We start from the raw sequence: 23427 nt of genomic DNA on the forward strand, positions 1-23427 counted from the left end.
GAAAACTCCGGGGAGTCTCGCAAAACCGCCACCCGGGCGTTCTGAATATCAATCTGTTATTAAAAGAAAAACCGTTAACATTTTCATCTCCGATCCGCCCTCTCCTGCTGCCCTGAGAGCGTCGCACACCCCATAGGGCTGGCCATCTTGGAGAGATGCCGCTCTCTCCCTATACTCCGCCCCCCAACAAACAGGAGCACCCTTGTGTTCGAAGGAAGTCTGGCCTCGCCGAGCGGCCGTCGCAAAGCCTGGATAGACAGCCTGTTCGTAGATCATGCGGTTTTCAGACTTGTCTGGACCAATTTTCACACGGTCGTCCCGGGCAAGGTCTATCGCTGCAATCATCCCACACCCAAACGCCTTGCCGCCGCAAAGCGTCGTTTTCACCTGAAAACGCTGGTCAATCTGCGTGGTCACCGGAAGTGCGGCTCCGACGCCCTGTCCCGTAATGCGGCGAAACAGCAGGGCCTGATTCACGTCGATATGGCGTTTGAAAGCCGGGGCGCACCGCACCGTGACCGCATACTGCGCTTTGCGTCGCTCTATCGCTCGCTTGAGTTTCCGATGCTGATGCACTGCAAGTCCGGCGCGGATCGTGCGGGTCTCGCCTCCGGTCTTGTGGTGATGTTCGAGGGCGGCACGACCGATGAGGCGCTCCGCCAGCTTTCATGGCGCTTCGGGCATTTCAACCGTTCCCGCACCGGCATTCTGGACGCCTTTTTCTGGCGCTACCGCACCGAGGCCGAAGGTCGCATTCCTTTTCTGGAATGGGTCGAGCACCATTACGACGAAGTCGCCCTCAAGCGCGATTTCGTTGCGGGCAAGCTGGCGTCGTTCGTCACGGACAAGGTGCTGCGGCGGGAATAACTCCCGCCGCCATCACGCATGCAGGCCGGGCGCTTCGCGGCCAGTGCGGGCGACATATTCCGAATAGCCGCCATCATAGGGATGGATGCCTTCCGGTGTCAGTTCCAGCACACGGTTGGACAGGGCGGCGAGAAAGTGCCGGTCATGCGAGACGAACAGCATGGTGCCCTCGTATTTCGAGAGGGCGTTGATCAGCATTTCCTTGGTGCCGATGTCGAGATGGTTGGTCGGCTCATCGAGCACGAGAAAGTTCGGCGGCTCAAACAGCATCAGCGCCAGCACCAGACGCGCTTTCTCGCCGCCTGACAGAACACGACAGGGCTTGTCGATATCGTCACCGGAGAAACCGAAGCCACCCGCGAGCGCCCGGAGCGCACCCTGATTGGCGAGAGGGAAGTTGTCCTCAAGCGTCTCGAAGATCGTGCGGTCTCCATCGAGAAGATCCATGGCGTGCTGGGCGAAGTAACCCATCTTCACACTGCCGCCGAGCGTGACCGTGCCGGCATCGGGCTCAGTCGTACCGGTGACGAGTTTCAGCAGTGTGGATTTACCCGCACCGTTCACGCCGAGCACACAGCACCGTTCCTGACGACGGATCATCAGGTCGAGGCCTTCATAGATGACCTTGCTGCCGTATTTCTTGTCCACGCCTTTCAGGGTCACGACTACATCACCTGACCGCGGCGCTGGCGGAAACTCGAAAGACAGGGTCTGGCGACGTTTCGGCGGCTCGACACGGTCGATCTTGTCCAGTTTCTTCACACGACTCTGGACCTGCGCCGCATGGGAAGCACGAGCCTTGAACCGGTCGATGAAGGCGATTTCCTTGGCCAGCATGGCCTGCTGACGCTCGAACTGGGCCTGCTGCTGCTTTTCGTTCTGGGCGCGCTGCTGTTCGTAGAATTCATAATCACCGGAGAAGCTGGTCAGATTGCCGCCGTCGATCTCGATGACCTTGTTGATGATGCGATTCATGAAGGCTCGGTCATGCGATGTCATGAGCAATGCGCCGTCATAGTTCGCGAGAAACTGTTCGAGCCAGATCAGACTTTCCAGATCGAGATGGTTGCTCGGTTCGTCAAGCAGCATGGCGTCGGGCCGCATAAGCAGGATGCGGGCCAGAGCGACGCGCATCTTCCACCCGCCGGACAGCTTGCCGACATCGCCGTCCATCATTTCCTGACTGAAACCGAGGCCGTCCAGCACCTCACGCGCCTTCCCGTCCAGCGCGTAGCCACCCAGTTCCTCGAAACGCGCCTGCACCTCCCCGAAGCGTTCCAGAATGGTGTCCAGTTGATCCATCTGCTCGGGATCGGCCAATGCCATTTCCAGCTGGGCCAGCTCCGCCGCAACGGTGGAGACTTCGCCCACGCCGTCCATGACTTCGGCGACGGCGCTGCGGCCTTCCATTTCGCCGACGTCCTGACTGAAGAACCCGATGGTCAGCCCCTTGTCGGTGACGACATTGCCTTCATCAGGCTCTTCCTGCTTTGTGATGAGTCGGAACAGGGTCGTCTTGCCCGCGCCATTGGGGCCAACGAGGCCGATTTTCTCGCCCTTCTGAAGCGAAGCTGACGCCTCGATGAAGATGACACGCTTGCCGTTGTGCTTGCTGATATTGTCGAGACGGATCATGGGGGCTCGGAGGTCCTCGGGCGGGCTGACGGAAGCCGCCGAGGTACTATCAACCGCCGTCCGGCGCAAACAGGTGCGCGCGCGTTGGAAAAATCCGTCTATTCCGACCAGGAATGCTGTCCGAACGGAGCCTCAGGGTTGTCCGCGACAATGAGACCGGACGCAGGCCTTGTCACCTCACAGGATAAACCACTGCCTTGTAACGATCACGGCATGGTGGAATTGCCGTTCGTTTTGGCACGCACTGCATATCCATTCATGCAGCGCATGCCGACAAAACTTACTGAAAACTCTTACTGCTGCTCATTAGAGTCTGAAGACTGTGGCTTCTGAGCGCCATCTTTCTCATGTTCACCGGAATTGAGCGGCTTTGAATGATCGTTTGTGGTTTTGTTCGCCGGCGGCACGCTACCGGGCTGCTCGGCGACCGTTCTCGGGTTGTTCCAGAGTTTCTGCGAAGGCTCGATGCGCTTGCCGTGCTTTGTCTTCGCGGAAGCCGGGCTTTTCCCGACCTGCTGGGCGGCGCTTTCAGCAGTGGGAGCAACGTCGCTCCTGCCCGTGGCCTGCGCGAAAGATGCCTGTGAGTAAACTGAGAGAGCAACACCCAAAGTCAGTGCGTAAGCGACTTTCATTATTCTTTCCAAACATCAGAAGTTAATGCAGCCAGTTAAACAACTCCGTGCAGTGAATGGTTTCATGATTACAATAATTTTATCTCTCTTTCATTACAAGAACAGTCCAAAATAGAAAAACTTATTTATAAATACTTTCTTGCCGCCAGTTTCAATATATGATTGCACTGCATTATAAAATTATAAACTTTACTCCCATAAAATATCGAGTGTAGAAGTTCTGGCAAAGTATGCGTCAGAACCTTGCACGCATATCACCCGGAACAGAATTTGAGTGTTGCTTATGAGAGTCTGTATCGTTGGAGCGGGTTTCAGCGGCGCCATTATTGCCCGTCATCTTGCGCAGAAAGGCCATGAGGTCGTTCTGCTGGATGAACGTCCTCACGCTGGCGGCAACTGCCATACCGAGCGCGATGCGGCGACCGGCATCATGGTGCATCGTTATGGCCCGCACATTTTCCATACGGCTGATCAGCGGGCATGGGATTACATCAACCAGTTTGGAAAATTCCGTCCGTATGTGAACCGGGTCAAGGCGATCTCTCAGGGCAGGGTCTATACGCTTCCCGTCAATCTGCTGACCATCAATCAGTTCTTCGGCCAGACGCTCAGCCCGAAAGAGGCGCGGACTTTCATTGAGTCCAAAGCGGATAAATCCATCAGAAATCCGCAGAATTTTGAAGAGCAGGCGCTCTCCATGATCGGCCCTGATCTGTACCGGGCCTTTTTTCACGGCTATACCTGCAAGCAGTGGGGCATGGAGCCTACGGAACTGCCCGCCTCCATCCTGAAACGTCTCCCCTGCGCTTCAACTACGACGACAATTACTTCAACCATCCGTATCAGGGCATGCCCGAGGACGGTTACACGGCCATCATCGAAAACATTCTCAAACATGATCGTATCGAAGTCCGGCTTGGCACCTCTTTCGAGGCGGTGGCCGAAGAGTTCGATCATGTTTTCTACACTGGCCCGATTGACCGCTATTTTGGCTTCAGGCTGGGACGACTGGGGTATCGGACACTGGACTTCGAGCGGATCGAGGATGAGGGCGACCATCAGGGTACGGCTGTCATCAATTACTGCGACCAGTCCGTCCCCTTCACGCGTATCTCCGAGCACAAGCATTTCGCTCCGTGGGAAGCTGACAAATTCTCACGCACGGTCTGCTTCAAGGAATACAGCCGACTGGCCGGAGAGCAGGACATTCCTTACTACCCGATCCGTCAGGTCCATGAAAAACGCATGCTCGAAAGCTATATCGAGCTGGCCAGAACGGAAAAGAAAATCTCCTTCCTCGGACGTCTGGGAACCTACAGATATCTGGATATGGACGTGACCATCTCGGAGGCTCTGGCCGCCTGTGATCGGATCGACCAGCTTGTTGCAGCCGGAGAGGCCATCCCCGTTTTCTTTGTCGATCCCACCTGAACGAACGCTTCGACACACTTTATCGACAGTAAAAACAAGGTTCCGGAGGGTGCCGCCTCATTTCAGAACGGCACCCTCCGGAACCTCGCTAAAAAACCGCCCACAGCAGACATGAACAGGCTGCCGGGCTTTTCGTCCTGATAGGCGTCTCCGTGATGCTCTGGCTTATGAGCTGACGTGCGTTCTCGGGTTCAGCTCAGTCCCTTCATGATGAAGGTCGTGCTCATGCCTGTCAGGCATGGCGCCCGGTCCACCGATCATGTGCCCGATGGGCGTCAGGTAATCGACGTGATCGCAGATGATCTTGAACACGGCCAGCATCGGCACGGAAAGAAACGCGCCGGTAATACCCCACATCCAGTCCCAGAACAGCAATGACGCCATCACAAGCACCGGGTTTAACGTGAAACGGCGCGCCAGCAGCATGGGCGTGATGGTTTCTCCCTCCAGCAGGTGGATACAGAGATAGACTGCCGGCGGCAGAAGCGCCTGAACGACCGTTGGAAACGACAGCAGCCCCACGCAGAAATAGATCACGATGCCCGTGCAGGGGCCGATGATCGGAATGTAGTTCAGAGCGAACGCCACCACGCCCCACAACAGAGGTGTCGGCATGCCCAGCATCCAGCACTGGACCGTATTGGCGATCCCCACGAACACGTTCATCATCGTGATGGTCGCCAGATAGAGCGAAATGTTCCGCTCGATATGGGACGAAATCTGAACGGCGCGACGCTTGTCGTTGAAGGTCGGCATGATCTCGACAAAGCGCCGCAACAGGCTGTCTCCCTGTGCGAGCAGGAAGAACAGCATGATGAAGAATGTGAAAAGCTGCCCCATGAACGCCTGCGTGCCGAGCAGCAGCGATGAGCCGAGCGGCATAATGCCGGACGCGACGCCCGACGCATGCGGATCGGTCGGCACACCGAGCATTTTCTGTATTCTCAGGCCAGTGCTTTCCAGAAAATGGATGGGATCATTCAGAATGGCCAGATGCGACTGAACAAGCGTGATTTCCCGCGGCAACTGTGAGAGCCATCCGGCCGCAGGCACCGAGACGGCCATTCCGACGGCTGTAAATCCTCCGAACACACTGCCGATCAGCAGGAAGGCGATGATGGGTCGCGGGAGTTTCACCCAGTGCGAGATGACGCGCATTGGTGTCACCAGCATCAGGTTCGTCACCACGGCCATAACCATCGGCAGCACGATCGAGGCGGCGAGTTTCAGGGTGTACAGGATCGCCAGATTGGTCAGGATAATCAGGCAGACCTGATTGACGCTCAGACGCGCGCGTCGCACCGCTTCATGCATGCGGGCCTGCTGGGCCCGTTCCGCAGCGGCTTCTTCATCCGGTCCACTCGCCAGAACAGACGGCGGAAGAACCGGTCGCGCCGCCTCGTTGCCCGCACCGGCGGAAGAACCGGACTCATCCATGTCCTGCGGCATGTCCCGTACTCCTTTTGCCGTCAGTGGCGTGTCTGTTACCACTACGTATCCGGAATGGTGGGAGACAGGTTTACAATTCTGACCCTGCTACAGACTGTGGAAGACGAGTCCCTGTCAATTCCCTATCGGCTGAGTGTTGCTTTACGGGCAGCGCAGCCATACGGACACATCAGTGTGCATCCGCAGGGCGGGACGTCGTGTTCAGACCAGACCCCGAGCGCGGATCATCGCGAAGGCTGCGAGCGTCACCATGCAGGTGATCTCGTTATCGCGCACCATCCGCTCGAATTCCGCGAGGGGAAGCGTGTGACAGGTGATGTCCTGCTCCGTTTCCTCCAGCGCATTTTCTCCCGGCGTCAGATCGGTCGCGAGATAGACGTGGCCGCGCTGGGTTGAATAGCCCGCCCCCTGATAGACGACGCCGACATGCTGCATCCGTGCGGCGGAAAGACCGGTTTCTTCCCGCAACTCTCCGGCGGCGACGGCGTCCGGATCGGCATCGGGCTTTGTCTCCCACATACCCATGGGAAATTCACACATGCGTCGCTGCACGGGATAGCGGAACTGCTGGATGAGCGTCACGGTCCGCTCGCCGCCTTCACCACCCACAGGCATGATGACGACAAAATCCCCGCGCTCGACAATCCCGTAGAGACCATCCTTCCCGTTCGGACGGCGGATGATATCCTCACGCACTCGTGTCCACGGATTTTCATAGGCGATGCGAGAGGAAAGCGTGACATATCCTCCATCATCCGGTGTATCTGTAAGCGGGCTGACATTTTCTGCTGACGGCGTGATCGTCATGACGGATTACCTCCCTGATGGGTGGAAGTTCACATTGAGGCGTCTGAAACGTCCCTGTTTCCCAAGCGTTACAGGCTAGACTGCCTTCCTGCACGCAGAAACCCCTGCCTCTGCAAAGACCGCACTGACCACTGCCACCGGATGCTGCATGACTCCCTCTTCGCCCCGTTCTTCATCCGTAATCGCCCGCATCTACCCCGTCCTGCTGTTTACACTGGCCTGTTACACGGTCATCGGCCTTCAGATGGCGGTCGTGCCACTTTTCGTTCACCGGACACTGGGATACAGCGCCGCACTCGCAGGATTTGCAGTCTCTGCACAATATCTGGCTACTCTGGCGACCAGAACCTGGGCCGGAAAACGGCTTGACGCCAACGGCGCCCGCCCGGTGGTTCTGACCGGTCTGATCGTGGGCGCCCTGTCCGGCGTGCTGCTTGTCGCCTCGTCCCTGTGTGCATCGGAATCATCGCTGTCCCTTGGCCTGCTCCTCATCGGGCGCGCCCTGCTCGGCTTTAGCGAAAGCTGGGTGGCGGTCGGCGTCATCATCTGGAACATGCACAGGGCGGGCGCTGCGAATTCGGCGGCTGTCATTTCATGGAACGGCGTCTGTTCCTATGGCGGCATCGCTCTCGGCGCGCCGATTGCCTCCCTGATTTTTTCATCTCACATCCGGTTCGGCGGCCTGATAGGCGTGGGCCTGCTGTCAACGCTTCTGTTTATCGCCTGTATTCCCAATGCCCTCCGGCAGAAAACAACCCGCCCGGCTCCCCAGACTGGTCCCAAACCGAGTTTTACGACCATTTTCCGCGCCATCATGCCGTATGGCTGCGCACTTGGAGCGAGCTCGGTCGGATTTGGCGCAATCGTCTCCTGTCTGACGCTCTACTTCAACGATGAGAACTGGAGCGGGGCCGCCATCGCCCTTGCCGTCTTCGGCGGGTTCTTCGTGCTGACGCGGTTCGTTTTCTCATCCATGATCAGAAAGATCGGCGGAGTGAAAGTGGCGCTGGTCTCCATGGCGGTGGAAACGCTTGGCCTGCTGATCATCGCAGGCGGCCCGTCTCCCGTTCTGGCCAATATTGGAGCGGCGTTGACGGGTGTGGGATTTTCTCTGGTGTTCCCGGCTCTGGGCGTGCTGGCCATCGAGCGGCTGGGGGCGGAAAATCGCGGAGTGGCGCTGGGAGGGTTTTCCGTCTTTCTGGACCTCGCCATCGGGGCGTCTGGTCCGGGGCTGGGGATGATCATTCCCATCTGGGGCTTTCCGACGCTGTTTGTCGTTGCAGCCGCGTTCTGCGCTATTGGGTTCTTCCTGACCCTCACTCTGCCGAAAAACAGTCCTGCGGCATCGGCGTGACGGGGCTGCCTCATTTCCGACGCTTATTGCGGTCTGAATGAATTTTCTGAAACTGCTGGCGACAGGTTTCTGTTGTGTCTGGAAGATGCAGGCGAATAGGCTGAGCAAAACGGGGGTAGGCCGGATGAAGCGCTATATCGTCATGCTTTGGGTTGGGTACGGGCTCATAGGTCTGGCGTCGCTGATGCTCTGCGTGGAAATCTGGAAGGGCCTGTCTCTGGCCGAGAGTCTGGCGGATGAAAAGACGGCCAGCCTTCTGGCAACAGAATTCGGCCTGCTCGGAACCGGAAGCGGGATGATAGCAGTTGCTTTCTCTCTTCTGTCCGGCCCGCGCGCCAAAACTCATCTGGCTGTCCGTTCCGTTCGTGTCCCCGCCGATCGCGGGTAACCGGATGAAGCCGTCAGGGACTGGCTAACGGTATCTCTAAAATCGCTTCTGCCCGGACGGGCTCAGACAGCCGGTATTATCTGTGCGGAAGACGCCATTCCGGGAGCATGATCGTCGGGAATACGACGTCAGTGACTTGGCGGAAAGGTATGAAGCTGTATCATGCTCTTATTGGAAAAGATGGCTGCCGTTGACTGACGACGGAGCCGAGAAAAAACACCTGACAAGCCCATTGGAGAGTTGACTGCATGCCTGCCCGCATCAATGCCGCCGCCGTCTTTTGCGGCTCCCGTTTCGGCAATCAGCCTGTCTACAAGGAAACTGCAGAAGCCGTGGGAGCCGGGCTTGCCCGGGCAGGTATCCATCTCGTTTATGGCGGTGGGGATGTGGGCCTGATGGGCGTCGTGGCGGATGCGGCCATACAGGCGGGTGGCCGTGTCACCGGTATCATTCCCGATTTTCTGGAAGCCCGCGAAGTCATGCATCGCGGCGTGACGGAACTGGTTGTCACGGATTCCATGCATACGCGGAAACAGAAGATGTTTGCGGTAGCTGACGCATTTCTCATTCTTCCCGGCGGGTTCGGAACCTTTGACGAACTGATGGAAATTCTGACCTGGAAGCAGCTCCAGTTGCATTCCAAGCCTATCCTTATCGTCAATGTCGCAAACTGGGCGCAGGGCGTGCTTGCGATGCTGAACGAGGCCGTCAGTCAGGGCTTCGCCTCTCCCCAGGCACGAGCCCTGCTTGAGGTAGTGCCTGATACGGCGGCGGCTCTGAAACGGCTGGAACTCGTTTCCCGCTCCGACAGCCGTGAGGCCTCGGAAGCGACCTCCAGAATGTAAATTTCCGCTCTCGGGGGAAAAATAAACCACTCGAGGGGGCCGTATGATATTTCGGCCCTTGCAGTCATGAACGATGAGCGCTATTAGGCCCGCACCCAATCGGAGTGTAGCTCAGCCTGGTAGAGCACTGTGTTCGGGACGCAGGGGCCGGAGGTTCGAATCCTCTCACTCCGACCAGGGTTTTCAACGGATGGCCCGACATCCGCTTATATGTTCTGTTGTTCAGGCGAACGCAGACTATATCTTTCTCTCCCCACATCTCTAAAATACGTCACTCGAATGATACGCCCATCACGGGCAGCGATGCTCACCCGACAGATCTCGCGATCGCCTATCGTCGTGTGATTCTGTCCGTTTGTGTTCGTGTTACGGGTCAGGCTGATGATGGGAAGAATTACCGCCCCATGCCTGACTGATGGCAACTGACGGGACGTGTGAGGAAGCCACAACCTCTCCCGCGCTTTTACCATTCCGAACAGAGGATGAGTTGTATGAGCAACAACAGGCCTCAGGCTCGGAAAGAGGTCTGGCTCCCGCTATTACAGACCATCGAAGAAATTCCTCTGATCGCGTGAGAGATATGAGGCTGATTCAGAATCCAGACGTAGCCAGAGACGCGTTCTTCGCAAGGGCTGCCAAGTTCACGCCCGACTATCCTGTTCTTTTCAGAGCACCTTCCCGGACACCGGTGATTTCATTTGAACAGAGACTACTCTAGATAAGGAAGCAGGAAGGCCATTGCTTTCCGATTGAAATCCGATCCGGGAACCATGATTTTTACACCCTCCCCTTTTCGCATCCTGATGATGACGTCGGTCCTGTGTCTGCTCACAGCCTGCTCAGGCCCTACCCGTTTGTCGCCGCATCAGGAGATCCGCCGGGATCAGAAGAAACTGCACAGTTGCAATGAAATTTCAGACCGGACCGCGCGCGGCCGGTGTCTCATGGCTGAATCCAGACGTCATTATCTCTATCAGCATCCACGCAGACCACCCGTCCGCAGCCGTTAACTGAGCCGTATTTTTAACGGGCTTCTGCTGTGAAAACAGACAGGCGATCATTCCATAATCAGTTTTTGCTCTGATCGCTGTGAGGTTGCTGAACTTCTGGCGGAGCGCTTTTTGGTGGCCCGGCGGCATCTTCATCAAGATTGATTTCTTTTTCAATCTGTTGGGTATGCGGTGAATTATGATCCTGTATTATTTCCTTTTCCGTGGAACAGGCAATCAATCCAGAGCACACAAATACAGCGGCAAGTCCCCGGACTGCTACAGAGCGCGACATGACGTTCCTCCTGAATTCAGAGCATATTTTTGAACAGTCGAATCACAGTAAAATCGAAACAGGGACGTGTCGATATTCATCCGTTATAATATAGCCTGACGACATCGCATGCCATGCTGCCGATCTGCAGGGTTATATGGCGGCGCATAACAGGAGCAGGACACACGCCGGGATGCTCCTTTTCCGAAGAATCGCCTGAAAACCTGCCTCTGTCCCTGCTCCCCCCTTGCTCTTGCGCGCTGTCTCTGGTCCAACCCGTGATCAAGAGAACACGCTCAGGAGAACGAGTGCGCCATGCGAACAGGACAGATTGCGGCCATGCTGCTGACCGCATTGGCGCTTGAAGGCTGTTACGCCCAGTACAACTATCGTCCCGCCGGTTATGAAGAGGGATGGACAATGGGACATCATGCCGGTCATCTCGGCTGGTATGACCAGCACGGGCGCTGGCAGGGCTGGTTCGATGGAGCGGCATGGCATGATGCGCACGAGACGGTTCAGCATGGCGCATCGTCCCCGCTTTCGGCTCGCCCCGCTCCTGTTGGCGGAATAGCTCCGAACCTGCGTGGACCGATCAAATCGCCTGTCTCGCCCTCCGTCAGTTCTCAGGAAGAAGCACCATCCGCCGTTAACCCCGTGCCGGAAGCGGCGCAGCTGTCCGCTCCCCAGCCAGCACCGATCACACCGCGAGCGCCTTCTGCCGCAGTTCCCGCAACGCGGCCCGCAGTGGCCCCGGCAGTTCCGACACAGACGCCCCCGGCTCTTACGCCTCCCCGGACACCCACGCCTTCAGCAGTCACGCCTGTCGTTCCACAACCGCCCGCTCCGGCCAGCGTCCCCGCGACACAGCCGGAACCGGTTGTGCAGACACCTCCTGTCCAGCCTGCGCCAGCACCTGCTCCGAGCGCCCAGCCTCCCGCCCCGGCCCAGACGCCGGACGAGGATGAGACGGCTCCGTCGACTTCCACGACTCAACAGGCTCCCTTCAAGGTCAAGCCGGGCTCGTCCATGCCGCAGGGTCCGGACGAATCGACATCGGCAGCTTCGCAGGTGCTGCCAGCGTGGCTCAGCCCGTCGCCGGATCCGGTCCCGACCTCCCAGACACCCTCCGGGCAATCGTCCTCTGGGCAATCGTCGGGCAGAACGACGCACAAAACGACGCGGTAAGACCCGCCGGGTTTACGCGCATGATCGAACGGATATGCTCCGGTTGAGGGTGATGCCCGGAATGAGAGGCAGAGAGGACAAGGCGTGTGGAGCCAGCCGATCTCTTCCGCCGGAAACCATGCCGACAGGGACCGGGAAACCTTACGGCGCGACATCACCATGAAGAGGCAGCAACGCATCCCGTGAAAGGGATGTGTGTCAGAGGAGAGCCCGTTGACAGAGACCACGATCAGTCCCGTGATTGGAAAGATGAGCGACCGTCTTCAGGCCCTGCGCGCCTTGCTGAAAGAAAACGGTCTGGATGGGCTGATCATTCCGCGCAGTGATGAGTATCTGGGGGAATACGTCCCTGCCTGCGCCGAACGACTAGCGTGGATCAGCGGTTTTACAGGCAGTGCGGGACTGGCCGTCGTTCTGTCCGACAAGGCCGCCGTTTTTTCGGATGGGCGCTACATCACCCAGATGGACGATCAGGTCGATGGCGCACTGTGGGAACGCCATCACATCACGGAGGCTCCTCCGCGGATATGGCTTGAAGAGAACGCTCCCACAAAGGCCAGGATCGGCTACGACCCACGCATTATCAGCCGTTCCGCTCTGAACGCTCTTCAAACGGATGCTGTCACACTGCTCCCGACAGCGTTCAATCTGGTCGATGCCGTCTGGACTGATCGCCCTGCCCCACCCGCTGCTCCGACGCAGGTTCATCCGCTGGAATTTTCCGGGCAGGGCAGTGAGGAAAAACGTCACGCTCTCGGGACGCAGCTTGCGAAAAGTGGATGGCAGGCCGCGATCGTCGCTGATTGCACATCAGTCGCCTGGCTGCTGAACATCCGTGGAACCGATGTGCCTCACACGCCAGTGGTGCTCTCCTTCGCCATTCTGCACAGCAACGGGCAGGTCGATCTGTTTGTGGATGAGGCGAAGATCACACCCGAGGTCCGGGACTGGCTTGGCAGCGATGTGAACATTCTTCCGCCGGAACATCTGGAAGACTCACTCCGGGCGCTGACGGATCAGACGATCGCCGTCGATCCATCCGCCACGCCGGTCTGGTTCAGCCAGACGCTGGAAGACGCCGGAGCGACCGTCGTGGAAGCCGCCGATCCCTGCGCCCTGCCCCGCGCAAGGAAGAATGCCGTCGAGCAGCAGGGCGCCCGCGCCGCGCATCTGCGTGACGCCGTCGCCATCTGCCGCTTCCTGCACTGGCTGGACGCTCATGCCGCCGGTTCAACGGAGATGGAACTGGTGGAACGGCTTCAGGCATTCCGGGCCGAAGCGCCGGAATATCGCGACGATTCCTTCGACACGATCTCGGGCGCCGGACCGAACGGGGCCATCATCCATTACCGCGTCACGCCGGAGACCAGCCGCCTCCTTGGTGCGAACACCGTCTATCTGGTGGATAGCGGCGCGCAGTATCCCGATGGCACAACGGACATCACACGCACCGTGTGGACGGGGCCGGATGAGCCACCTGCCTCAATCAAGGAAGCGTTCAGCCGCGTGCTCAAGGGTAATCTGCTGCTGGGACGCGCCCGCTTTCCCTCCGGCACCACCGGCAGCGCGCTGGATGTGCTGGCGCGTTATGCGCTGTGGCAGGGCGGTCTGGATTTCGACCACGGCACCGGGCACGGTGTGGGAAGCTATCTCTCCGTGCATGAGGGGCCGCAGCGCATCTCCAAGCTGCCCAACAGAATCGCGCTGGAGGACGGGATGATCCTGTCGAACGAGCCGGGCTATTACCGTCCCGGTGCTTTCGGGATCCGGCTGGAGACTCTGGAGATGGTCAGATCATCGGACGTCGGGCAGGATGGACGGAACTTTCTTGAGTTCGAAACGCTGACTCTCGCTCCTTTCGACCGCCGTCTGGTCGACCCGGACGTCATGGGACCGGAAGCCTTGGATTTCCTTGATTCTTACCACGCCAGAGTGCTTTCTGAGGTTGGTCCTCTGCTCTCCGGCGAGGCGAAATCATGGCTTGTGCATGCCTGCTCTTCCATCAAGAGGAAGTGACAACACGTAATTGCGCATCGCGCTTTCTCTCAATGCGAGGCAGAAGAGGCGGCGGATGTATAGGGAGTTCATGATGACGAACAGCAAAACAATCCCCGCCACCCTTATTCCGGGCGACGGTATCGGTCCCGAAATTATGGATTCGGTGGTCGAGATCCTCGATGCGGTCGGCGCTCCGTTCAAGTGGGAACGTCACATCGCTGGCATGGCTGGCGTTGACGCGGTTAACGATCCTCTTCCGAAAGACACTCTCGAGAGCATCCGCAAGACCGGTCTTGCTCTCAAAGGCCCGCTGACCACGCCTGTCGGCGGCGGCTTCAAGTCCATCAACGTCACCATGCGTCAAGAGTTCGAACTCTACGCGAATCTTCGTCCGACAAAGACGATCATTCCCGGTGGTCGTTATGAAGACATCGATCTGGTGATCGTTCGTGAGAACCTCGAAGGCTATTACGCCGCGATGGAACAGACGATCCCGGCCAATGGCGACAAGCAGGGCATTGCGCTTTCGGGCGGCTATGTTTCCCGCAAGGAATGCGAGCGCATTGTCCGCTTCGCGTTCGATTACGCCGTGCAGAACGGCCGCAAGAAGGTGACGCTGGTCCACAAGGCCAACATCATCAAGCAGATGTGCGGCATGTTCCTTGAGGCTGGCCGCAAGGTCGCCGAGGAATACAAGGGCAGGATCGAGTGTGACGAGCGTATCGTCGACGCCTGTTCCATGCAGCTGGTGACCAACCCGTGGCAGTTTGACGTGATCGTCACGACCAACCTGTTCGGCGACATCCTCTCCGATCAGGCAGCCGGTCTTGTTGGCGGTCTGGGTCTCGCACCGGGCGCGAACATCGGTGAGAAAGCTGCGATCTTCGAGGCGGTGCATGGCTCCGCTCCTGACATCGCAGGCAAGAACCTCGCCAACCCGCTGGCTCTGCTGCTCGCAGCGGTGATGATGCTGCGCCACGTTCGTCGCGATGATCTGGCTGACCGGATCGACACGGCGATCAAGAACCTGATCACCAGCGGCAAGGTTCGCACCCGTGACATGGGCGGCGAAGCTGGCACGAAGGAACTGACGGCTGCGCTGAAGCAGGCTCTCGTCTGATCTTTCAGTAAAAACACGTTACGCAGGCTGGGATGTTCAGTTCCAGACCTGCGTAAAGAAAGGCTCCGCCGTTTTACGGCGGGGCCTTTTTTGTGCCGTTCATGTGGTTTGCAGACATGCTTTTCAGGACTTTCCCCCGCCCCCACAAATGCCTTTGAATAAGCTCTGAATCATGCCGCCTTTGATCAGGCAGGCTGAAGCACCATCTCGGCGGGTTTCTCCCGGAGAGGCGGAACCCGCCAATGCCCCTGATCGAGCCGGGCGATTTCCTGATCGATCTCTCCGACGACCTGCCGCGCAAACGGCCCAAGATGCAGATACAGCGCGCTGGTCATGACCACGTACGGCAGCGCTTTCGGGTTATGCACGGCGCAGTCGACCAGCATGCGCCAGAATTGCCCTACCGTTCCCGGACCCGCGCGATGAATGCGGAAAAGCAGCCGGAAGAAACTGCGAAGATCCCCCTTGATCATCCGATGGGCACGCTTGCGTTTGAGCATACGCCCCAGTCTGCGCACACGACCGAAATAGGCGGTCGGTTCATAAATCGTCCTGAGCACGGTCCTGTAATCATCAAGCACATCCCGGCGTGGACGACTTGTCTGGAAATTCAGGCCGGCCGTACACTGATCACCCGACTGCGTCTGGCCGTCATCCAGAAAGAGACGTCCTTCCGCCAGCAGGCGACGTGTCAGCTGCGTCGTAGGCAGTGCGTAAAGCAGACCGACCATGCAGACCGGGATCGACGTGTCTTCGATACACTCGATCATGCCGGGAGCGACGCTGCCTTTTTCACTGTCGAAACCCACAATGAAACCGGCGTTCACGAAAATTCCGGCGCCATGAATGGTCTCGATGCTTTGTTGCAGACTGCGGCGGGTGTTCTGCTTTTTCTGCGTCATGACCAGCGTGTCTGTGTCCGGGCTTTCAATCCCCACGAACACGGCGAAGAAGTTGCTGTCGGCAAGGTCTTTCAGCAGTTCGGCATCATCGGCAAGGTTGATTGATGCTTCGGTCGAAAACTCGAACGGAAAACGTTTTTCGTCCTGCCACCGTTTCAGATCAGGCAGAAATTTCCTGAGCGCCTTTTTGTTGCCAATCAGGTTGTCGTCAACAAAATCGACATGTCCGCGATAGCCGAGGGCATAGAGCGCATCCAGTTCGGCCATGACCTGCCCGGTCGTCTTGGTGCGCGGCACGCGGCCATACAGCTCGATGATGTCACAGAACTCGCAACTGAACGGGCATCCGCGCGAGAACTGAATCCCGACATGCAGATACTGATCCAGCTTCAGCAGATCAAAACGCGGCACGGGACTTTTCGTGACGTCCGTCTTGCCCATGGGCGCTTCAAACACGCCCTCCCTGACGCCGCTTCGCCACGCCGAGATGAAGTCGCCCATGATCTCTTCAGCTTCCCCGAGAACCTGAAAATTCGCGGCTTTATAGACAGGCGGGCTGGATGTGACATCCGGTCCCCCCACTACCACAGGCTTGCCCCTGGTCCGGCATGTGTCGATGATATGCAGGGCATCGTTTCTCTGCGGAAGCATTCCCCCGGTCATCACCATATCGGCCCATGCGAAGTCTTCTTCCGTCAGAAGTTCTGTATTGCGATTGATGAGCCTGACGTCCCAGCTCTCCGGAAGCATGGCGGCCACGGTGATCAGACCGAGAGGCGCAGCCGGGTAGCGTGCACCCGTCAGATCACAGGCTTCCTTGTAGTTCCAGAACGAACCTGAATTGAAAAGCGGAAAGATCATCAAGACCTTGCAGCTGTCAGTCATCAGGGAGAATTCCTCAGATAGAACAGCTGATCGCAATCAGGCAGGAGATTTCCCGCCCTGATCGAAAGCGCGCCGGACCCGCAGATGGGGCCTGATTCAGTTTTAGGAGAGAAAAAGCCGGGGACGCCCTTAACTGCGTCGGACGAGGAAGCTCTGAACGGCAGCGTCCCGGCGTAGGGTCGTCATATGACCCTTCTTGCAAGGGAATAGCTTTTTATAAGCCCAACACCCAGAAATAGCGATAGAGCAGTGTCTGGAACACCTTGCGTTTAGAGTTTTATATCGTCTCGTAATGTATCAATATGACTGATTACCTGATGGGCTGTAATCATGCGTGTGCATTCAAACTGCCGCGACGTGTCCTTGTGTCGCGGGCACCAGAAAAAATCTGAAGAGTCGAATTTCAGGCGCACGTCATTGGCGCACCCATTGCACACATTCTTGTTGATGATGCGCCATGGCGTCTGAAATTCGTTGAATATTTCAGTAAACCCAGAAATCATGACAACCCGGCACTTCACCGCCCAGGCGAGCCAGGCCAGCCCACTGGAGAGACCGATGAAGAACTCCGCGTGATGCAGCCACCAGGCCCGTTCCGCCAGCGGGCGTTCACCCGTTTCATCCCGAACCCCGTTCGGTACCGTTGTCCATGTCAGACCTGAGCCATTTTCAGGTAATTTATCGATACAAATAACTTCGTATCCCGCCTGCTTCAGGAAGGTCACGACTTCCCGCCAGCCGCGCGGATTGTTCCAGTATTTTGCCTGCCCCGACGCCTGCACCGCGATGCACACATAGGGCTTTTCAATCGGTCTGACGTCACTCACGGACGGAATAGCCGGACGGATTTCCTGTGGAGGAAGACCGAGTATCCATGCCGCCGTCGCGCATAACCCGACCTGCCGATAATCACAGGGCTGAAAATCTCCTGCGTCATCATTGTAGAACACTGCCACCTTGTAAGCGGCATAAAATCCTTCCTTTCCGCATTGTTCTTTCGAAACCATGCGTATTTCAGGATACGCGTCTGCAAGAAGATCGATGAGAGGACCACGCATGATGCAGGTCAGTCGGCATCCATGCTTTTGCCGAAAACGCTCAACCTGCCCCATCCACGCCAGATGATCTCCCAGCGCGCCAAGAGACATATCAATCAGAACGTCTCTGCCCGCCGCGTTATAGTCGTGAGCGAAAACAGGACTGCCATTTTTGAAAACCTCTAGTCCAAATGAGACAAAAGAACGTCTCGATGAACGGAGATAACCACCCTGATAGGTGTGATTGAACAGGACATTCCGTGTTTCCCGATCATGCATGACCACGCGCCAGTCATGACCGGGAGGACAGAATACACGGCAGCCATCCTGAAAATCGTAGCGGATACCGTCCGGACCTGCCTGACTGAGAACGGATGCCACAGTGTGTGCGGCATCCGGGTTTTTCGTCAGATGGTTTTTAACATCAGTCTCGTTGCTCACGCCGCACGGTGATCCTTTTCCTGATCCCCTTCTTCAGAAACAGGCCATGGCCCACCGGCAACGATCTGAAGGGCGAGAAGACCCCCCTTATCGACAGCAGCATGGTCCAGAGACAGAACCGCTGCTCCGTCGGTCCAGCATCGGTCACCTTCAGGCGCATGCCATCCCGGCAGTGCAGACTGTTCGAGATGTGACGTCACTGGATGCGTAATGCCAGCCTGATAATAGGTGATTTCACCGACACAGACACCAAGGTGACGTCGATCATCAAGGAACGGACCGATCGTATCCGCTGGACGCGCAGCCCGTGAGACGATCCGGATGTCATGCGCTCCGGCAGGCAGCGCGAAGAACACGGTGTCCGTGCCCAATCCGCTACGGGATCTGACTTCTTCGCCGGACGGAAGCACAATTTTCAGATCGGGGTCATGCGTGATCTGTGCGATCTTTTCTTTAACCGGCACACCCAACTGAATGGCGCGACTTTCGATCGCGCGATAATGCGGCTCCACAAAACAGCGATCCGTATTCAATGGCGCCGCAGCATCCGTCTGCCAGTCCAGAACCCGGCTGCCGATCGTGACGAGCCTGCCATCCTGTGTGAAAGTGCGCTTGTGACCGGTATCGAGGAAACTTTCCGTCAGCGCTCCACTGGCCCGGATCACGGAATGGCTGTCTGTCTCGATATGATAGTAGTCATAGACAGGAAGAGTACGATCGTAACGTATGGTGCGTCCGTTCACGAGCATACGGACCGGTACGAAATGATCCTCTATCAGCAGGCAATGTTCCGGTGTAACCAGAAAATCGGAGTGTGGCACGCCCTCGCCGAGAGCGCCTGCTACAATCCGGACAGGCCAGCCTGCGCTGTCGTCAGGCAGATCGGTTTTTACGGTATGCCGCATGCGACCGGCCCAGATGACGGAACGGCTCTCCTCGCCACTCCGCGTAAAGGCCATGACCTGATCAGTCTGTTTGATGGTCTCGACCCGCTTCTCCGTGCCGTCGGCCATCTGAATAAGCGCGCCCGCGAGAAAGCAGGTCAATTCGACATCAAGACCGCCATTGGCCGCGGAAGACAGTTCGACAGTACCGCCGAATGTTCCCTCGCCAAGATCGACAGTCCATGAACTGCCGCCGCTTTGAACGACTAGATCACCAGCACTGTTTATGCTGGCCGCCACGGCGCTGTCCCAGGCGACATCTTCCAGCACCACTGTCGCGCCGTTATCGACGGACAGGCCGGAAAGCGTCTGCGCATCGGCAGCGGACAGAACTGCCCCGCTATCAAGATGCAGCCCGCTAACCTGAGCACCCGCCGAGACGAAAGCCGTGCCACCCGACTGGATGAGTGTGTCAGTCGCAATACCGCCGGACTGCACGATCTGCGTGCCGCCACTCTGCACGACAGCGCCTGTCGCCGTGCCCTGAACCTCGACAACCTGTGTCGAGCCACTGCCGATGGTCGTGTGGATGGAAAGACCGGAACCAGTCGCACCGGTCAGACGGTCATATCCGACATATTCGATGTTGCCGTCATCAACCATCGTCATGTCGATGTTGGTGCCGCCGACAACGCCTTCCCACGTACCGCCGGTCAGCCTGTCATTGAACGAGGTGCCGCCGGACTGGATATCGACCCAGCCGTCATCAAGGGTGACGTTGAGATCCGTACCGCCGGATACGATTTCAACGGCGTCATGATACATGATGATCTTGCCGCCGGTTTCCACAGTCGTGTTGATCGACGTGCCGCCATTCGAACCGCTGGAGACGATCTCCATGCCGCCACTGAGCACGACCGTTCCAACCGCCGTGCCGCCGGACATGATGATTTCCGTGCCGCCCGCTGACACCACCGCACTGGTGGCGGTGCTGCCGCTATAGACGGTCTGGGTCGCGCCGCTGCCGATCTGGGTGCTGATCGACACCCCCTTGCCGCTGGCTTTCGTGCGCAGGTCATACCCGACCGTCTCACGGCTGCCAGCCCCCCTGATCGTGGTGTTGATGTCCGTGCCGCCAACGACCCCGCCCCACGTGTTGTCGAGCAGCATGTCGCCGAACGACGTGCCGCCCGTTTCGACATCCACGTAAGCGTTGGAGAGAGAGACATTGGCGTCCGTGCCGCCCGAGACGATTTCAATCCCGTTGTGTCCGTATGTCTCCGATCCTCCGCTGAGAACGGTCATATTGACCGTCGTACCGCCTGCGGCGATGCTGGCGCTGCCACCGCTGCTGATGGTCATCCCCACATCGACGCCACCCTGCGAGACGACGGCGTTGCCCATGACCGTAGTGGCGGACGCATGCCCCCCGCTTTCCACGATTTCAGTGCCACCGCTGAGAACGGCGACGCTGGACACTGTCTGTCCTGACTTCACGTCAAGAATGGCGCCGGAAGAAACCAGCGTGTCGGCAAAAAAGCCGGGCGGAAGATCCGAGACGCTGATCAGCGTGCTGCCATCCCCCGCAGAGGACAGTTCGACCGTCGCGCCCGCTTCGCGTGGGGAAAGGTTCAGAGTCCAGCTCTTGCCGCCCTCCGTAACGGTCAGCGTGCCGTCGCTGCCGATGGAACCGGTCGCGCCGCTGGCCCATGCCTGATCGCGGATATTGATGCTGCCCCCTGAACCGAGAGCAGCCGAAGCGATTTCCGAAGCGTCGTCGGCAATGAGCAGACCGCCGGTTTCAATGTCCGCAGCGGAGCTGAGACCACCCGACAGGACGATTTCCGCGCCACCGGAGACGATATCAGCACCGATGGCTGTGCCGCCCGAACCGACAGTCTGAATGGCGGATGCGCCGATCTTTGTGTCGGAGGAAACACCGGCCGCGACGGCGCTGGTGTGTGTGTCGAAACCGACCGTTTCCGTAGCGCCGTCGGAAAGTGAGAGACCGATGGCCGTGCCGCCAGCAACACCCGCCTGAGCGCCCGCGATCAGCATGTCACCGGTGGCGACACCGCCGGTCGTCACTTCAAGAACGCCACCCGACAGCGTCACACCGGAATCCATGCCAGACGACACGATTTCGATTGCGCCGGACCTGATGGTGGCGTCTCCGCCGGTTGCGACCGTCATGTTGAAGGATGTGCCCGCGACAGAGGCGGAGCCCCCGGCCAGGATCGTGGCGTCGATAACCTTTCCGCCGGAGGAGACGGTCTGAATACCCGCAACCTGTGCATCGACAGAGGTGCCCTGAGCATAGACATACTGGGTAGAACCGCTGCCCACCGCAGTCTGTTCGGAGAGCCCTGCGCCGGTCGCCCCGGTCAGCGGGTCAGACCCCACATATTCCCGATTGCCGCTGCCGGACATGGTCAGTCCAACATCTGTTCCGCCGACGACACCCGCATAGGTGCCACCGGTCAGAATGTCATTGAACGCCGTGCCGCCTGTCTGGATCTGCTCCCAGCCATCGTCGATCGTCACGCCGGAGTCCGTGCCACCCGAGACGATTTCGACGCCGTTATGCCCGAAGGCGATGGCGCCACCGCTTTTCACGGTCGTGTTGATGGCGGTGCCGCCACGATTGGTCGCGCCTTGCGCGGCAATGGTCGCGCTGCCACCACTTTCGATGGTGAGATTGACAGTCGTGCCGCCTGAAGAGACGACCTGCGTGCCTCCTGCCTGCACGTCCGCGTCGCTGGCTGTCGCGCCGGAGACGATGATTTCAGCCGCACCGCTCTGGATGATGGTTCCACTGACCTGTGCGCCGGAAACCAGAACTTCCTGTGCATTTCCGGCAAGAGTCGCGTTGATGAGCATGCCGTTCGACAGGACGTACTCCGCGCCGCCATCGTCGATGACCGTTCCAACAGCCGTGCCACCCGCCTGCACGATTTCCGTGCCGCCGCTTGCGATCTCCATGCTCGACGCGGCCATGCCGGAGGAGACGACGTCGATAGCCCCATTGCCGATCACACCACCGGAGGTCGTCTGGCTCGCGACAATGGTGACGAGAACGCTGCCGTCATCCGCAGCGGACAGCGAGGCCTGTGTGCCGCCACTCGCGTCGGCGAGGTCTAGTGTCCATGAAGAAGACCCGTCGCTGATCACGAGGCCCTTATCCGTCGTGATCGTGACGGTTTCGGAGGCATTCCATGCAATGTCAGCAATATCGACCTGAGCGCCGCCCTGCAGCGTTGCGCCCTGAATGGCCGACACGTCGTCAGCGATCAGGAGCCCCTGATTCTCGACCGTGACATTGGAAGCAACGGCTCCAGACGCCACTGTCTGGGTGCCACCGGACTGGATGTCCGTGTCGATGGCCACCGCTCCCTGATCAAGCTGGAGCATGCCCGCTTCCTGCACGATAGCCGAGAGAACAGTGCCGCCGTCTTCCACAGCTTCAGTGCCGCCCCAGGCGATAGTTGTATTCAGGGAAGACCCGCCGGACTGAACCGTTTCCGTTCCTCCCTGCAGCAGGGAAGCGCTTTCAACACCCCCATCCGCCACGACAGTCGTTCCGGCGTAGAGGGAGGCCGAGATCAGGGCGCCGCCAGCGCTGACCGTCTCCATTGCGCCGTCATCCACCAGCATCGCATTTTCTGAAACGCCGCCGGAGAGAATGATTTCTCCACCATAGCCCATGATGGTGACGCCGATGGTCATACCGTCAGCCTGCACGACGTCCACGCCGCCACTTTCGATGACCGCGTTCTGCGACACGCCACCCGAACCAATCAGTTGCTGACCGGAAACATCCGCGCCATCCGCCATGCCACCGGACTGCAATATTTGAATCGCGTCAGCGCTCACACTCGCCAGCAGCGAAGAACCGCCGACAACCATTTCGATACCATCGACCAGAGTGAGACCGTTTTCTGTCCCGCCTTCAGCAACAGCGACAGAACCGCCATCCATGGCGGTGCCTCCTGAGATGATGCCGCCACTGACAACCGCCAGTATGCCTCCGCTGATCAGCGCGCCATCTTCCTCGCCGCCGGACATGACGACTTCACGGCCACCTGTCTGGATTTCGGTGCCGCTGGCCGTTGCGCCATCGTCAATGATGCCGGTGCCACCACTAAGAATGATCATGTCGGAGCTGGTTGTGCCGGACGTCACATCGACGGAAGAGCCGGAGGAAATAGTCGTCATGAGGCTTATCGTTTCCAGATCATGGGTATCGGAAGGCAGGGGTGAAGAAAGGCGTTCATGCGACCGACAGACGACATGAACGCGAG

15 protein-coding genes, 1 tRNA gene and 1 pseudogene are annotated in these 23427 nt (G+C 58.5%); 9 read left to right on the forward strand and 8 right to left on the reverse strand.

From position 1 onward, the window contains the following. Positions 1–204 precede the first annotated feature (204 nt). Entirely contained in the window at positions 205–867 is a 663-nt protein-coding gene (locus tag GVI59_RS12805) for a protein-tyrosine phosphatase family protein (protein ID WP_173574599.1), read from the forward strand. Positions 868–879: 12 nt separating this feature from the next. On the opposite strand, the gene GVI59_RS12810 is transcribed toward GVI59_RS12805, so the two are convergent. Further along, positions 880–2502: an ABC-F family ATP-binding cassette domain-containing protein gene (locus GVI59_RS12810; RefSeq protein ID WP_173574600.1), complete on the reverse strand. Its 1623-nt coding sequence runs from the start codon at positions 2500–2502 to the stop codon at positions 880–882. Between the two features lie 293 nt (positions 2503–2795). Then, on the reverse strand, positions 2796–3134 hold the full coding sequence (locus tag GVI59_RS12815; RefSeq protein ID WP_173574601.1) for a hypothetical protein: 339 nt from the start codon (positions 3132–3134) through the stop codon (positions 2796–2798). A 283-nt stretch (positions 3135–3417) separates the two neighbouring features. Here GVI59_RS12815 and glf point away from each other — a divergent pair. Continuing rightward, positions 3418–4565, forward strand: a pseudogene (glf, locus tag GVI59_RS12820) (UDP-galactopyranose mutase). 165 nt (positions 4566–4730) lie between these two features. Here glf and GVI59_RS12825 read toward each other — a convergent pair. Both GVI59_RS12825 and GVI59_RS12830 read right to left on the reverse strand, forming a co-directional pair. Next, positions 4731–6014 (reverse strand): AI-2E family transporter, encoded by a 1284-nt coding sequence (locus GVI59_RS12825; protein WP_173574602.1) that lies wholly within the window; start codon positions 6012–6014, stop codon positions 4731–4733. 201 nt (positions 6015–6215) lie between these two features. Beyond that, positions 6216–6821: an NUDIX domain-containing protein gene (locus GVI59_RS12830; RefSeq protein ID WP_173574603.1), complete on the reverse strand. Its 606-nt coding sequence runs from the start codon at positions 6819–6821 to the stop codon at positions 6216–6218. 148 nt (positions 6822–6969) lie between these two features. Between GVI59_RS12830 and GVI59_RS12835 the strand changes: the two genes are divergently transcribed. The 4 genes from GVI59_RS12835 (at position 6970) to GVI59_RS12850 (ending at position 9585) form a co-directional block, all read left to right on the forward strand. Then, entirely contained in the window at positions 6970–8175 is a 1206-nt protein-coding gene (locus tag GVI59_RS12835; protein WP_173574604.1) for an MFS transporter, read from the forward strand. Between the two features lie 124 nt (positions 8176–8299). Beyond that, positions 8300–8563, forward strand: coding sequence for a hypothetical protein (locus GVI59_RS12840; RefSeq protein ID WP_173574605.1), 264 nt, complete (start codon positions 8300–8302; stop codon positions 8561–8563). A gap of 248 nt (positions 8564–8811) precedes the next feature. After that, entirely contained in the window at positions 8812–9408 is a 597-nt protein-coding gene (locus tag GVI59_RS12845; RefSeq protein WP_173574606.1) for an LOG family protein, read from the forward strand. 100 nt (positions 9409–9508) lie between these two features. After that, a tRNA-Pro gene (locus tag GVI59_RS12850) sits at positions 9509–9585 on the forward strand. 891 nt (positions 9586–10476) lie between these two features. Here the strand turns inward: GVI59_RS12850 and GVI59_RS12855 are convergent. Next, positions 10477–10692, reverse strand: coding sequence for a hypothetical protein (locus GVI59_RS12855; RefSeq protein WP_173574607.1), 216 nt, complete (start codon positions 10690–10692; stop codon positions 10477–10479). Between the two features lie 294 nt (positions 10693–10986). Here GVI59_RS12855 and GVI59_RS12860 point away from each other — a divergent pair, with 294 nt between their 5' ends. From GVI59_RS12860 to GVI59_RS12870, 3 genes are all read left to right on the forward strand, one after another. After that, on the forward strand, positions 10987–11859 hold the full coding sequence (locus GVI59_RS12860) for a hypothetical protein (RefSeq protein ID WP_173574608.1): 873 nt from the start codon (positions 10987–10989) through the stop codon (positions 11857–11859). Between the two features lie 237 nt (positions 11860–12096). Continuing rightward, positions 12097–13875: an aminopeptidase P family protein gene (locus tag GVI59_RS12865; protein ID WP_408736622.1), complete on the forward strand. Its 1779-nt coding sequence runs from the start codon at positions 12097–12099 to the stop codon at positions 13873–13875. Positions 13876–13945: 70 nt separating this feature from the next. After that, the gene (locus GVI59_RS12870; RefSeq protein ID WP_173574609.1) at positions 13946–14977 is read left to right on the forward strand and encodes an isocitrate/isopropylmalate dehydrogenase family protein; all 1032 of its coding nucleotides are present in this window, start codon (positions 13946–13948) and stop codon (positions 14975–14977) included. Positions 14978–15162: 185 nt separating this feature from the next. Here GVI59_RS12870 and GVI59_RS12875 read toward each other — a convergent pair whose 3' ends face one another. The 3 genes from GVI59_RS12875 to GVI59_RS12885 form a co-directional block, all read right to left on the reverse strand. Next, positions 15163–16764: a B12-binding domain-containing radical SAM protein gene (locus tag GVI59_RS12875; RefSeq protein WP_173574610.1), complete on the reverse strand. Its 1602-nt coding sequence runs from the start codon at positions 16762–16764 to the stop codon at positions 15163–15165. A gap of 269 nt (positions 16765–17033) precedes the next feature. After that, entirely contained in the window at positions 17034–18242 is a 1209-nt protein-coding gene (locus tag GVI59_RS12880) for an autotransporter strand-loop-strand O-heptosyltransferase (RefSeq protein WP_338422100.1), read from the reverse strand. Further along, the gene (locus tag GVI59_RS12885) at positions 18239–23341 is read right to left on the reverse strand and encodes a Hint domain-containing protein (RefSeq protein ID WP_173574611.1); all 5103 of its coding nucleotides are present in this window, start codon (positions 23339–23341) and stop codon (positions 18239–18241) included. The genes GVI59_RS12880 and GVI59_RS12885 overlap by 4 nt, the downstream gene beginning before the upstream one ends. Positions 23342–23427: the final 86 nt, after the last annotated feature.

It is taken from the genome of Acetobacter sicerae (assembly GCF_011516765.1).
GTDB lineage: Bacteria > Pseudomonadota > Alphaproteobacteria > Acetobacterales > Acetobacteraceae > Acetobacter > Acetobacter sicerae.